Below are 12,722 nucleotides of genomic sequence, written 5' to 3' on the forward strand. Positions count from 1 at the left end.
ACTCCGCGGGCGGCCCACAGCCGCCATTCGGCAATGGCCGCGGCCGGCAGCCTACGTTACTTGGCGCCGGCGGCGCCACGCGGAGTACCACTCCGCGCCACGTGGTCGGATCAGGCCACGGCCGCGTAAAGCGGGGCCAGTTCGGGCACCAAGTCGGCCGCTTGCGGCACCGAAGCCAGATTTACCACGTTGCCGATGACGATGACGGCCGGCGCGCCAATGCCAGCCGCCGCCACGCGGGCCGGCAGCTCCGCCACCGTGGTGCTAATCATGCGGGCCGTGGGCAGCGTGCCGTCTTGGATGACCGCAGCCGGACGGTGCGCCCCGCCGAAGCGGCAGAACACATCGGCAATGGCTTGCACCTGACCCAGGCCCATCAGGATGACGGCCGTGGTGCGCGGCGCCCGCGCCGCCTCGTAGATTTCCTCCGACAACTCGCCCCTGGCCGTCGTGGCCGTAATCACCCGAAACGACTCGCTCAGCCCCCGATGCGTTACCGGAATGCCTACGCTACCCGCCGCCGCTACCGCGCTGCTGATGCCCGGCACGTAATCGGTCTGCAGACCGTGGCGCTGGGCATACAGCATTTCCTCGCGGCCGCGGCCAAACACGAACGGGTCGCCGCCCTTTAGCCGCACCACGTGGCCGTGCACCCGGGCGTAGAGCACAATCAGGTCGTTTATCTCCTGCTGCAGGTAGCCGCGCAGGCCTTTGCGCTTGCCCACGTACACCTTCTTGGCATCGGGGCGGGCGTGGGAGAGCAGCTTGGCATTGCTGAGGGCATCGTAGAGCACGACATCGGCCTCAGCCAAAACCCGGGCACCCTTGAGCGTAATCAGCTCTGGGTCGCCGGGACCGGCACCTACCACGGTCAGGCGTGGAACAACGAAAGCGGGCATGGTGAGAGGGGCCTCACCCCCGGCCCCCTCTCCGAGGGAGAGGGGGAGCCTAGGTGGCGTGGGCGTTTATGGGGTCAATGAGTTGAGTGCAGTAGAAGCCCGAGTCGGGTTCGATGCAGGAATTCTCGAAGTCGTTGCTGACGTGAGGCTCCCCCTCTCCCTTTGGAGAGGGGGCGGGGGGGTGAGGCTGTTACTCAATGAGGCCCGCGGCCAGGGTGGCGCCGGTTTGCTCGTCGAGCAGGATGAAGGCGCCAGTGGTGCGGTTCTGGCCGTAAGCATCGGCAGCCAGCGGCGCGGCCGTTTTCAGCCGGACGCGCACGATGTCGTTCAGCTTGGCTTCCTCGGTGTCTTCCTGGGCGAAGCTTTGGATGTTGGTTTTGCCCAGGATGGCTTGTACCACGGCTTTGGTTTTGGCAGCGTGGTGCTGCACCAGCAGCTTGCGGCCGGCGCGTAGCGGGCGGTCTTCCATCCAGCACAGCGTAGCTTCCAGTTCGCGAGTAGGCTCGGGCGCTTGGTCGGCGGGCACAATGGCGTCGCCGCGGCTTACGTCCACGTCGTCGGCGAGGCGCAGCACCACACCTTGCGGCGCCACGGCTACCTCTACCTCTTGCTGATTTATTTCAATGGCTTCGAGCGTCGTCTCGATGCCGGCGGGCAGCACCACCACTTGTTGGCCGCGGCGGTACACCCCGCTCTGGATGCGGCCGGCATAGCCGCGGTAGTCGGGCAGCTCCGCGCTCTGCGGCCGGATGACGTACTGCACCTGAAAGCGAGCGGCTTCGTGCGTGGTATCAGGCGCTACCGCAACCGTCTCTAGGTACTCCAGCAGGTTCGGGCCTTTGTACCAGCCTAGGTTGGCCGACGCGCGCACCACGTTGTCGCCGTGCAGGGCGCTGATGGGGATGTTCACAACGTGCTTGATGCCCAGCTGCGCCGCCACGGCGGCGTAATCGGCCACGATGTCGCGGAACACGGCCTCGGAGTAGCCCACCAGGTCGATCTTGTTCACGGCCAGCACGAAGCGCTTGATACCAAGCAGGGCCGATACAATGGTGTGGCGGCGCGTTTGTTCCACCACGCCCTGGCGGGCATCCACCAGCACAATGGCCAAATCGGCGTTCGAAGCGCCCGTCACCATGTTGCGGGTGTACTGCACGTGGCCGGGCGTATCGGTGATGATAAACTTGCGGCGCGGCGTGGTGAAGTACTTGTGCGCCACGTCGATGGTAATGCCTTGTTCGCGCTCGGCGCGCAGGCCATCGGTGAGCAGGGCCAGGTCAACAGTACCGGCGGCGGAAGTGCGGTTTTGCTCCTCCAGCGCAGCCAGCACATCGAGCGACACGGCGTCGCTGTCGTAGAGCAAGCGGCCAATCAGGGTGCTTTTGCCGTCGTCGACGCTGCCGCAGGTGATGAATCGAAGTAAGTCCATGGTGTCCTAGGTGACAAGTGACAGGTAACAGGTGACAGGTAGGTGACGAATCCGGCTTTGCTCGCCGGGTCACGTGTTGCTTGTCACCTCATCACCCCTGATTAGAAATAGCCGTTGCGCTTGCGGTCCTCCATGCCGGTTTCCGAAATCCGGTCGTCGAGGCGGGTAGCGCCCCGCTCGCTCACTTTGGCCTGCAGAATGTCTTCGATAATGGCCGCAAGGGTGCTGGCGTCGCTTTCCACGGCGGCGGTGCAGGTAGCATCGCCCACGGTGCGGAAGCGTACCTGGCGGGTAGTCAGCTCGTCGGAGGCATCGAGTGAGAGGTGCTCCGTTACGGCCAGCAGCTGGCCCGAGGGCAGCACCACGCAGCGGCGCTCGTGGGCGAAGTAGATGCTAGGCAGCTGGATGTTCTCGCGCTGGATGTAGTTCCACACGTCCAGCTCGGTCCAGTTCGAAATGGGAAACACGCGCACGTTTTCGCCGGGCTGAATCTGGCCGTTGTAGATATTCCAGAGCTCGGGGCGCTGGCGGCGCGGGTCCCACTGGCCGAACTCGTCGCGCACCGAGAAGATACGCTCCTTGGCGCGGGCCTTTTCCTCGTCGCGGCGGGCGCCGCCGATGCAGGCATCAAAGCCAAACTCCTCGATGGTATCCAGTAGCGTGTAAGTCTGCAGGGCGTTGCGGCTCGGAAACTTGCCGCCCGGCTCGCGCAGGCCGCGCTGCTGAATGGTGTCCTCCACGCGGCGCACAATCAGCTGCTCGCCTAGTTCGGCAGCCAGTGAGTCGCGAAACTCCAGTACTTCCGGGAAGTTGTGGCCCGTGTCGATGTGCACGAGCGGGAACGGAAACTTGCCAGGCCGGAAGGCCTTTTGGGCAAGGCGCACCAGCGCGATGGAGTCTTTGCCGCCCGAGAACAGCAGCGCGGGGCGCTGAAACTGCCCGGCCACTTCGCGCAGGATGTGGATGGCTTCGGCTTCGAGCCGATCGAGGTAGTCTAAACGAGGGAGCGTTGGCATAAGGCAAGGGGGTGCCTGTTCGGCCTGTAGGGCCGAATTTTTAGGGAATAGGAAGTGCGGGGAATGCAGGGCCTCACCCCCCGGCCCCCTCTCCGGGGGAGAGGGGGAGCCTGATGTCAGCAGGCATTATCCGGAGCATGAAGTAGAAAGAGCAGGGTAGCGCATTACTGGCACAGATGTATGCCGCCAGCAATTAAGTAGTAAGCACAGCGACGTTGCTGCCAATTGGCTCCCCCTCTCCCCCGGAGAGGGGGCCGGGGGGTGAGGCGTGCAGGCCGCACTCCTTCGCCGACTGATCTTCCCACCACCAGCGGCCGGCCCGGAAGTCTTCGCCGGGCTTCACGGCCCGGGTGCACGGCGCGCAGCCAATGCTCACGAAGCCTTGCAGGTGCAGGGGGTTATGCGGAATGCTGTACTCGCGGATAAAGGCCCAGGTCTGCTCCCAGGTCCAGTCGAGCAGCGGATTCACCTTCAGCAGCTGGTAGGTAGCATCGAACTCGGCTATCTGCATGCCGGTGCGGGTGGCCGATTGCTCGGCCCGAATGCCCGTAACCCAGGCTTCTTTGCCGGCCAGCGCACGGCTCAGCGGCTCCACTTTGCGCACGTTGCAGCAGGCCTTGCGGGCATCCACGCTTTCGTAGAAACCATTCGGGCCCTGGCGCTCTACCAGGGCGGCTACCTGCTCGTGGTTGGGGTAGTAGGTCCGGATGGTTTTGCCGTATTTGAGCACGGTTTTGCTCCAGGTAGCATACGTTTCCTGAAAATTACGACCTGTGTCGAGGGTAAATACCTCAATGGGTAAATCGTGGGCAAAAATCAGGTGCGCGATTACCTGATCTTCCAATCCAAAAGAGGTAGAAAAAGCGGCTTTACCGGTAAATTCAGTGGCAATTAGGCGCAGGGTATCCAACGCATCAGCCCCAATTAATTGCTGACGAATTTGCGCCACCTGTGCATCGATTAAAGTCGACATGCGCAGCAGGGCTACGACCGGTTTCTCCGAAGAAAAACCAGGTCTGATAAGACAAAAAGAAAGGGAGCCGGAGGGGTAGGCGGCGAGTTGAGCTCAAGCGGCCAAACCAAACGGACCTAGGGCGTGCTCCTGCGGTAGGAGCCTAGGCGTTGGCGTTCCGGCAAGCGGGCAGGGGAGGATGTAAAAGCCTCAACAACACGCGCGGCGCATAGCCAGGCAACAACAGCACAGGCTGTTGGAGCCGAAAAGGCCCGGCTGCAGAGCAGCGGAGGTAGCGCGGGGTGTGATGATGAGGTTCACGGCGTACGTTGTTTTTATATGGTCAGGAATTGGCACCGTTCCGGATGATCCGGAGGGTTGCCGGCGCTTCACGGAGCCTGTCTCTCCACGCCTCTGTATAAAAACAATCCTGGGAAGAATTGATGGAGCAAAGGTAGCAACACAAATTTTGGAATTGCAAATTTTTTCTTGAGCTGGCCCCAAAGCTTTGTGTCTTGACAATACCAATTCGCCTAAACCCAGTTTGTATTAAAAAGCTTAGGGCCGTGCTTGAACAATTAATTCAAGCACGGCCCTAATGCGCAATTCAAATAGCAGGCGCTGATTAATTCCGGCGCACCATATCCACCACGGCATCAACCCAAATGGGGTGGGTATTGCAGCTCGGCACCAATTGCCAGTGGTTGCCGCCGGCTTCCTCAAACATTTCCTTAAACTCTTCGCCTACCTCGATGGTGGTTTCGAGGCAGTCGGCCACGAAGGCGGGGCTGAAGGCCAGCACGTTCTTGTAGCCCTTGGCCGGCATCTCCTTCAGGACCTCGTCGGCGTAGGGCTGCAGCCACGGGTCGCGCAGGCGGCTTTGCAGGCGGCTCTGGAAGCACACGGTGTACTGGTCGTCGCGCAAACCCAGGGCCTCGGCCAGCAGGCGCGAGGTGGCAAAGCACTGCGCGCGGTAGCAGTAGCGGTTATTTTTATTGTAGTGGTTGCAGCAGGTGCCCAGCTTGCAATAGCCTTTGTGGCTGCCCTTAAGCACGTGGCGCTCCGGAATGCCGTGGTAGCTGAACACCACGTGGTCGTAGTCGTGCTTTTCCATCTCGGCCTTGCCCAGGGCCCCGAAGGTGGCAATGAAGCCGGGGTCGTCGGCGAAGGTGCTGATGAAGCTGATGCTGGGCACCACCCACCATTTGCTTACGATGTCCATCACCTTTTCCTGCACCGAGCCCGTGCTAGCCGCGGCGTACTGCGGAAACAGCGGCAGCACGATGATGCGCTCCACGGCTGCTTCGCGCAGCTCCTCCAGCGCCGATTCGATGCTGGGATTCTGGTAGCGCATGCCGAAGGCCACGAGGTAGTCTTTGCCGAGCTTTTCCTGCACCAGCTTTTTCAGATCGAGGCCGTGGTAGAGCAGCGGGGAGCCGCGCTCATCCCAGAGCTGCTGGTAAATTTTGGCCGACTTGGGCGCGCGCAGCGGCACCACCAAGCCCTGAAACAGCGGGTAGCGCACAGCCGCGGGCATGTCGATAACGCGAGCATCGGTCAGGAACTCGTTGAGGTAACGGCGTACATCCGGCGTGCGGGGCGAATCGGGGGTGCCCAGGTTCACGAGCAGGACACCGATGCGGCCTTGGGTAGAGGCAGGGGTAGAGGGCATAAAAGAGAGGTAGCGCACACCGCCGGTAACAAAGGAAAGCGGTGCCGACAGATGCCATACAAAGGTACGGGCCCCAAAGTTTGCGCCGCAGCTGCGGCACCGGCTCAGTACGCCCTGATTTATATCCACGAAATAGCCGGCATCCGCTGAAAGACCATACGCCAGGTGATGACAGAGGTAACGGTTCGTCAGCACCTAGGGCCTTGCCAGCAACGTTTTGGTGTAGCGCTGGTAACAATTGTCGGGCGGAACAGCGGCGCGGTTGTGCGCGAGCCAGGCGGTACCAATGGCCGGGGGCGTAGCGGCAGGGCCGAAGCACGTGGCAGCGAGGTCGGAAAAGGGCGATGGTAACCGGCGTGGTGTAGTGAAGGCAGGCGAGCCTAGGTGCTGGCTTGGGCAAGCGGTAACAGGAGCCAGCATACCGTGGCATTAACATTCGGGCGCGGCATTGCCCAAAAGGTACTTTTAACCGTAAGCGCCTATTATTCAGGCTATGCAGCTTGAGCGCGCATAAAGCCGTACCTTTGTGCCCCTTAACGCATTACCACCATCGTGACTACTGAACCCAAACCGCACCGAGCCGGCTTCGTGAGCATCATCGGCAAGCCCAACGTGGGCAAGTCGACGTTGATGAATGTGCTGGTGGGCGAGCGGCTCAGCATTATTACCAGCAAGGCCCAAACCACGCGCCACCGCATTCTGGGCATCCTGAACGGCCCTGACTTTCAGCTGGTATACTCCGATACGCCCGGCATCATTCAGCCGAAGTACGAGCTCCAATCGGCCATGATGTCGTTCGTGTACTCGTCGTTGGAAGACGCCGACGTGATCCTGTTCGTGACGGACATCTACGAGAAGCACGACGAGGAGCCCGTGGTGGAGCGCCTGCGCCGCTCGGAAGTGCCGGTGCTGCTGCTGATCAACAAAATCGACCAGGCGACGCAGGAAGAAGTAGAGGCCAAAATGGCGTACTGGCGCGAGCAAATGCCCAACGCCGCCGAAATCATCCCCATTTCGGCCCTCAACGCCTTCAACACCGAGCAGGTCTTTAACCACATCCTCGACCGCCTGCCCGAGCATGAGGCTTTCTACCCCAAAGACGAGCTGACCGACAAGCCGGAGCGCTTTTTTGCTTCGGAAATGATTCGCGAGAAAATCTTCAAGCTCTACAAGAAAGAAGTGCCTTACAGCACGGAAGTCATGATTGAGGAGTTTAAGGAAGACGACGCCATCATTCGCGTCCGCGGTATCATCTTCACCGAGCGTGCTTCCCAAAAAGGCATCATCATTGGGCAGGGCGGCGCGGCGCTGAAGAAAGTAGGCACCTGGGCCCGCGAGGAAATGGAGAAGTTTTTCCAGAAAAAAGTGTTCCTCGAGCTGCACGTCAAAGTCAACGAAAACTGGCGCACCGACCCGAAGATGCTCAACCGCTTCGGGTACAAGCCGGAGTAGAACGAAACTAGAGCTAGCTCCCCTCCTCAGATGAGGAGGGGTTGGGGGTGGTTGAAGAACTAGAAGCTAGATCTAGTAACCGTTTAACGACAGGTCAACCACCCCCAACCCCTCCTCATCTGAGGAGGGGAGCTAATTCTAATCTTAGCTCTAGTCGTAAAAGTATCCCGACCTCACATCAACTTAACTACCCCGGGCACTGGCGGAATTGGTCGGACCGACGGCTGGGGTCAGCACAATGAGAAATACCATTGCAATTGTGGGCCGCCCGAACGTGGGCAAGTCCACGCTGTTCAACCGCCTGGTCGGTGAACGTAAGGCCATCATGGACAACCAGTCGGGCGTAACGCGCGACCGGCATTACGGCAACGGCGAGTGGACCGGCAAGTACTTCACCGTTATCGACACCGGGGGCTACGTAGTGGGCTCCGACGACGTGTTTGAGGAAGGCATCCGCAAGCAGGTGAAGCTGGCCATCGACGAGGCCGACGTGGTCCTGTTCATGGTGGACGTAGACGCTGGCCTGCACCCCCTCGACGAGGAGTTTGCCAACGTGCTGCGCCGCTACGATGGCAAAAAACCCATTTACCTGGTGGCCAATAAGGCCGATACCACGGCCCGCTTTCAGGCCGCCGGCGAGTTTTACGCCCTGGGTATCGGCACCGGCGACATCTTCCCCATCAGCTCGCAATCGGGCGGCGGTACGGGGGAGCTGCTCGATGCCGTGGTTAGCCACTTCGAGGAAGAAGGTGTGGAAAACCCCGACGAAGGTATTCCGCGCATTTCGGTGATGGGCCGCCCCAACGTGGGCAAATCGTCGTTCGTGAACGTGCTTCTGGGTGAGGAGCGCAGCATCGTGACGGACATTGCCGGCACCACCCGCGACGCCATTCACACGCGCTACAACGCCTTCGGCAACGAGTTTATCGTGATTGACACGGCCGGTTTGCGCCGCAAAGCCCGCGTTGACGAAGACATCGAGTTCTACTCCAACCTCCGTTCGCTGCGCGCGATGGAAGAGTCGGACGTGGTGATTGTGATGCTCGACGCTACCCGCGGCATTGAAGCCCAGGACGTGAACATCATCGGCCTGGCCGACCGAAACCGCAAGGGCATCGTGATTCTGGTGAACAAGTGGGACCTGATCGAGAACAAGGAAACCAACACGGCCAAGGAGTTCGAAGACCAGATTTACGAGCGCATCAAGCCCATCAGCTACCCGCCCATCGTCTTCACCTCGGCCGTTACCAAGCAGCGCGTGCACAAGGCCATCGAAACCGCGATGGAGGTGTATGCCAACAAGCGCAAGAAGGTGCCCACCTCGGAGCTGAACGAGGTGATGCTGCGCGAAATCGAAGCGTACCCGCCGCCCACCACCAAGGGTAAAATGGTGCGCATCAAGTACGTAACGCAGCTGCCCACGCACAACCCGGTGTTTGCGTTCTTCTGCAACCTGCCGCAGTACGTGAAAGAGTCGTACACGCGTTACCTCGAGAACCGCCTGCGCGAGCATTTCGACTTCACGGGGGTGCCCATCGGCATCGTGTACCGCAAAAAATAATTTGCTTTAGCAGCGTCGGGCGGGCCTTTTCCTAGGTCCGCCCGATTTTTTTTGAGGAGGCAGAGGTTACCTCCGGAAGGGTGATGTATAAAGGGGCAGAAGCTACCAACGCTACTTGGTGGCTTCGCTAGTCAAGATTTTCAACTCCACCACTTTTCACCTAACAATTACCATGAAAAAGGTTCTGTTCCTCGCTCTGGCTGCTGCTTCGTTCACCTTCGCTTCGTGCGAAAGCAAAACCGAGCAAGCTGCTGAGCAAACCGCCGAAAACGTAGAGGCTGGTGCTGAAGCTACTGCCGACAAAATGGAAGAAGCTGCTGACTCGACCCGCGAAGCTGGCGAGGCTCAGGCTGAAGCTATCGAAGAGGCTCCTGCTGCTGAAGGTGCTACCACGGCTCCGGCCGCTGGTGCTACCACCACCCAGCAGTAATTACTGCCGTGCGCTGCCTGCGGGCAGGCACAAACAACAAGAGCGCTCCGGCAACGGGGCGCTCTTGTTGTTTGTGGGCAGTTGCAGCACCTAGGGCTAGGCGCCCAGGCGGCGCTGCAGCAGGTTCTCTACCACGCTCATCAGCTTTTTGGGCGCGTAGGTGCGCCAGGCCAACTCGTCGAGCTGGCCGCCGAAGTTGATGTAGGAGTCGATGTTGTACTGGCGCATCTCGCGCGCCACGTGTTCCTGAAAGTTGATGGCGGCAATCCAGCCGTCTTCCACGTCCTCAAACCACTCTTCGTAGTAGGAGTCGTCGGAGCCGTGGAAGTTGAACACGTTTTCGCCGATGAGGATGTAGCGGTGGATGCCCTCGTGCACCATCGGGTCGATGATCTGGCGCTTGAGCTGCATGATATCGTTCTCAATGGCGTCGTTCCATTCGCCAATAAACTCGATAATGGCCACGCCCTGCTCGTAATCCACGAACAGAATCTTCAGAAACAGCGTGTCAGACTCCATGTCGTCCCACTGCGGATGAATGAAGTAGCCGTAAATGGTATTAACGTAGTTATCGAGGCTGTTTTCGGCCCCGAACAGCGGCGACCTAGGATCTTCCGAGGCCGAGTATTGCTCCATCCAGGCGTAATGGGGTTCGATGGTATGCATAAGGCAGAGGTTGCGGAGGGTAAGGGGCAGCGGCAAACCGGTTGTTAGGGTAGAAACGTCCGGACCGGTTTAGTGTTCCCCTCTCAACCCCGAAAAGCCCCTAAAACAACTGAGCACGCCCAATAGAGCGTGCTCAGCAATAGATAAGGTCCAAGAGATGCTTAGTGTCCGCTGTGCGCCGCTAGCGCTGCCCGCACCGAGCCGTGCAGCTGCAGCAGCTCGGCCGCGTGGCTTTGGTCGATGCCGAGCTCGTCCATCAGCATTCGTTCGCCGCGGTCCACGAGCTTGGCGTTGGTTAGCTGCATGTCTACCATCTTATTGCCCTTCACCCGACCTAGGCGAATCATGGTGGCGGTGGTGAGCATGTTGAGCACCAGCTTCTGGGCGGTACCGGCTTTCATGCGGGTGCTGCCCGTTACGAACTCGGGGCCGGTGACAACCTCCACCGGAAAGTCGGCTACCGCGGCCACGCGCGAACCCGCGTTGCACACCACGCAGCCCGTGGCAAGCCCATGTTGCCGAGCGCGCTCCAAACCGCCAATTACGTAGGGCGTGCGGCCCGAAGCCGCAATGCCCACCACAATGTCGTTGCTGGTGATGTTGTGCTCCTGCAAATCGCGCCAGGCTTGCTCAAAGTCGTCTTCGGCGTTTTCCACGGCTTTGCGAATGGCGGTGTCGCCGCCGGCAATAAGGCCTACTACCAGGCCGTGCGGCACCCCGAACGTGGGCGGGCACTCCGAGGCATCGAGAATACCTAGGCGGCCGCTCGTGCCGGCCCCGATATAAAACAACCGCCCACCCGCTTGCAGGCTGCGCACGGTAGCCTCCACGAGTTGCTCAATCTGCGGCAAAGCCTTTTCAACCGCTTGCGGTACCGTGTGGTCGAGCTGGTTGATGTTGGCCAGCAGCTGGGCGGTAGGCTGCGTTTCGAGGTTATCGAACTGCGAGGCGCTTTCGGTAGTACTCACGGGTGGGGAGGGGTAAAATGGGGTAGGAAACGGGTGCAAAGGAACACAAGCATCAGCCGCTAGCACGCGGCCAGGTCGGGTGCCTACCTAGGATTTGGGCGGGGCAGGCTTCAGCCGTCCTACTACGTAAAACTTGTCGAGCACATTTACGGTGTGCGGCGCATCTTGGTCAAGCTCGGCAGTTAAATCTTGCCCGGCCCAGTGCTCGTAGTGGTGCCCGCGGCTCCAGAGGCGCGAGCGGGTTACGTCGTAAATCAGCCCGTGGTAGGCAAACCAGATTTCGTCGCGGTCTTGCCCGTTGCGCAGGGCCAGCTGATGCACCGAGTACTCGGGCAGCTCCGAAACAGGGGTGCCATCGGCCGTAGCGGGGATGTGCGTGTTCAATTAATTGATAATTATCCCAGCAGGGCTTGGGTCAGAATCCAGCGGTTGGGCAGGTCGCCCTGGGCAGCGCGCAGGTAGTCCTGGTAGCTGCAGGGCACAATACGCCGCACCGTGCTATCGGCGAGGCTTTCTACCTCCATCCACCACTTTTCGGTGCGTTTGGCCTTGTAGAACACCAGTTTGGCCGGGTTGCCGGGCAGGCCCACGGCGTAGCGAATAAAGCGGCGGCTGGTGAAGTCGGTTTCGTTGCGGCGGTGGTAATAGCCTTCCACAAAGTACCACAGCATGGTGGCGGCGGTGGCAGCACCCAGGCCCAGCAGGTCGTGGTCGGGGCGGTAGCCGTAAAGCCCGATGCTGGTGAGCTGGTCGTTGTGGCCGGCGTACCAGCACAGCTGCGCTGCCTCCTCGGCCGTGAGGCCAAACGGCGAAGCCGGCAGGTACCCCGGAAACTCCGGCCAGCGCAGGGCCGTGAGGTCGAAGCTTACCATATCGGCCTGGCGCAGCAGCGGCTCGGCCTGGCGCACATCGGCCCTGATTTCACCTAGGCGCAGGGTTTCGAAGTGCAGCTTCTCGAGGGCGGCCAGTACCGAGGTAGGCACCAAATACTGCTGATGCCCCAACTGCCCGAAGTTGAACAGAAAGTTGGGCTCGTGCATGAGGATGCGGCGCAGGTGCGTGTCTTCGGCGTGGGCGCCGGCTTCCTCCACCATGTCCACGCGGGCATCCACGCAGGAGAGGCTCACGGGGCGGTCGAGGGTTTCGTAGGCCAGAAACTGGCCGATGTCGAGGTCGTGCGAGCCGCCGAGCAAAATGGGCACGGTGTTGTGTTCGAGCAGGGCCGCCACAATCTCGCGCAGGCGCAGGTACGTGTCTTCGAGGGTGAGGCCGTTGCGCAGGTTCCCTAGGTCGACGAGGCGGCAGGGGCCGGTGCCGCGCTGCAGCTGGTAAAAGCGCTGGCGCACGGCATCGGGCGCGGCGGCGGCGGGTTGGCCGGCCGCGCTGCCGCGCCACTCGTTTAGGCCAATCAGAGCAAGGTCGGCGGAGCGCCAGTCGGGGAAGGTATCAACGAAGCGGGCCGCGTGCGCGCCCAGCGTGGTGCTGCCCCATGCGGAGGCTTCGTCGGCGAGCGGGTCGAAAAACAGGGCCAGATTCATAACAACAGTGCAGCCGCGCCAGCGCGCCCAAGGCCGCTGGTGTCAAAGCTACTGAAAAACCCTGCCGCAAACACCCGGATTAACGGCCGTTAATAGCGTTTGAGCCAAAAAATGTATTTATTTCAGGAAGAATTCCCTC

12 protein-coding genes and 1 riboswitch are annotated in these 12,722 nt (G+C 60.8%); of the genes, 3 read left to right on the forward strand and 9 right to left on the reverse strand.

The window, feature by feature from the left end; genetic code table 11:
• Positions 1-110 precede the first annotated feature (110 nt).
• From cobA to hemH, 5 genes are all read right to left on the reverse strand, one after another.
• Positions 111-899, reverse strand: coding sequence for a uroporphyrinogen-III C-methyltransferase (gene cobA, locus OIS50_RS16960; protein ID WP_264691820.1), 789 nt, complete (start codon positions 897-899; stop codon positions 111-113).
• Positions 900-1,089: 190 nt separating this feature from the next.
• Positions 1,090-2,328 carry a sulfate adenylyltransferase subunit 1 gene (locus tag OIS50_RS16965; RefSeq protein WP_264691821.1) on the reverse strand — a complete coding sequence of 413 codons (1,239 nt, stop codon included), beginning with the start codon at positions 2,326-2,328 and terminating at the stop codon, positions 1,090-1,092.
• Between the two features lie 101 nt (positions 2,329-2,429).
• Positions 2,430-3,344 carry a sulfate adenylyltransferase subunit CysD gene (cysD, locus tag OIS50_RS16970; RefSeq protein WP_264691822.1) on the reverse strand — a complete coding sequence of 305 codons (915 nt, stop codon included), beginning with the start codon at positions 3,342-3,344 and terminating at the stop codon, positions 2,430-2,432.
• A gap of 193 nt (positions 3,345-3,537) precedes the next feature.
• Entirely contained in the window at positions 3,538-4,317 is a 780-nt protein-coding gene (locus OIS50_RS16975; protein WP_264691823.1) for a phosphoadenylyl-sulfate reductase, read from the reverse strand.
• Between the two features lie 311 nt (positions 4,318-4,628).
• A riboswitch (SAM riboswitch) is annotated at positions 4,629-4,721 on the reverse strand.
• Between the two features lie 200 nt (positions 4,722-4,921).
• Positions 4,922-5,968 carry a ferrochelatase gene (hemH, locus tag OIS50_RS16980; protein WP_264691824.1) on the reverse strand — a complete coding sequence of 349 codons (1,047 nt, stop codon included), beginning with the start codon at positions 5,966-5,968 and terminating at the stop codon, positions 4,922-4,924.
• Between the two features lie 552 nt (positions 5,969-6,520).
• Here hemH and era point away from each other — a divergent pair.
• From era to OIS50_RS16995, 3 genes are all read left to right on the forward strand, one after another.
• On the forward strand, positions 6,521-7,420 hold the full coding sequence (gene era / locus OIS50_RS16985) for a GTPase Era (RefSeq protein ID WP_264691825.1): 900 nt from the start codon (positions 6,521-6,523) through the stop codon (positions 7,418-7,420).
• 238 nt (positions 7,421-7,658) lie between these two features.
• Positions 7,659-8,981: a ribosome biogenesis GTPase Der gene (der, locus tag OIS50_RS16990; RefSeq protein WP_264691826.1), complete on the forward strand. Its 1,323-nt coding sequence runs from the start codon at positions 7,659-7,661 to the stop codon at positions 8,979-8,981.
• 172 nt (positions 8,982-9,153) lie between these two features.
• Positions 9,154-9,411 (forward strand): hypothetical protein, encoded by a 258-nt coding sequence (locus OIS50_RS16995; RefSeq protein WP_264691827.1) that lies wholly within the window; start codon positions 9,154-9,156, stop codon positions 9,409-9,411.
• 96 nt (positions 9,412-9,507) lie between these two features.
• Here the strand turns inward: OIS50_RS16995 and OIS50_RS17000 are convergent, their stop codons facing one another.
• The 4 genes from OIS50_RS17000 to OIS50_RS17015 all read right to left on the reverse strand — a co-directional run bounded on the left by OIS50_RS17000 (position 9,508) and on the right by OIS50_RS17015 (position 12,583).
• Positions 9,508-10,077: a hypothetical protein gene (locus tag OIS50_RS17000; RefSeq protein WP_264691828.1), complete on the reverse strand. Its 570-nt coding sequence runs from the start codon at positions 10,075-10,077 to the stop codon at positions 9,508-9,510.
• A gap of 161 nt (positions 10,078-10,238) precedes the next feature.
• Positions 10,239-11,045 (reverse strand): N-acetylmuramic acid 6-phosphate etherase, encoded by an 807-nt coding sequence (murQ, locus tag OIS50_RS17005; RefSeq protein ID WP_264691829.1) that lies wholly within the window; start codon positions 11,043-11,045, stop codon positions 10,239-10,241.
• 87 nt (positions 11,046-11,132) lie between these two features.
• Positions 11,133-11,429 (reverse strand): cytochrome b5 domain-containing protein, encoded by a 297-nt coding sequence (locus tag OIS50_RS17010; RefSeq protein ID WP_264691830.1) that lies wholly within the window; start codon positions 11,427-11,429, stop codon positions 11,133-11,135.
• 11 nt (positions 11,430-11,440) lie between these two features.
• Positions 11,441-12,583, reverse strand: a complete 1,143-nt coding sequence (locus OIS50_RS17015) for a formimidoylglutamase (protein ID WP_264691831.1) — start codon at positions 12,581-12,583, stop codon at positions 11,441-11,443.
• Positions 12,584-12,722: the final 139 nt, after the last annotated feature.

This window comes from Hymenobacter sp. YIM 151858-1 (genome assembly GCF_025979705.1).
Classification (GTDB): Bacteria; Bacteroidota; Bacteroidia; order Cytophagales; family Hymenobacteraceae; genus Solirubrum.

What these genes read in the sequence shown, in the direction of transcription:
- cobA (WP_264691820.1), bottom strand. Translation starts at nt 899, where the DNA reads ATGCCCGCTTTCGTTGTTCCACGCCTGACCGTGGTAGGTGCCGGTCCC.
- OIS50_RS16965 (WP_264691821.1), bottom strand. Translation starts at nt 2,328, where the DNA reads ATGGACTTACTTCGATTCATCACCTGCGGCAGCGTCGACGACGGCAAA.
- cysD (WP_264691822.1), bottom strand. Translation starts at nt 3,344, where the DNA reads ATGCCAACGCTCCCTCGTTTAGACTACCTCGATCGGCTCGAAGCCGAA.
- OIS50_RS16975 (WP_264691823.1), bottom strand. Translation starts at nt 4,317, where the DNA reads ATGTCGACTTTAATCGATGCACAGGTGGCGCAAATTCGTCAGCAATTA.
- hemH (WP_264691824.1), bottom strand. Translation starts at nt 5,968, where the DNA reads ATGCCCTCTACCCCTGCCTCTACCCAAGGCCGCATCGGTGTCCTGCTC.
- der (WP_264691826.1), top strand. Translation starts at nt 7,659, where the DNA reads ATGAGAAATACCATTGCAATTGTGGGCCGCCCGAACGTGGGCAAGTCC.
- OIS50_RS16995 (WP_264691827.1), top strand. Translation starts at nt 9,154, where the DNA reads ATGAAAAAGGTTCTGTTCCTCGCTCTGGCTGCTGCTTCGTTCACCTTC.
- OIS50_RS17000 (WP_264691828.1), bottom strand. Translation starts at nt 10,077, where the DNA reads ATGCATACCATCGAACCCCATTACGCCTGGATGGAGCAATACTCGGCC.
- OIS50_RS17015 (WP_264691831.1), bottom strand. Translation starts at nt 12,583, where the DNA reads ATGAATCTGGCCCTGTTTTTCGACCCGCTCGCCGACGAAGCCTCCGCA.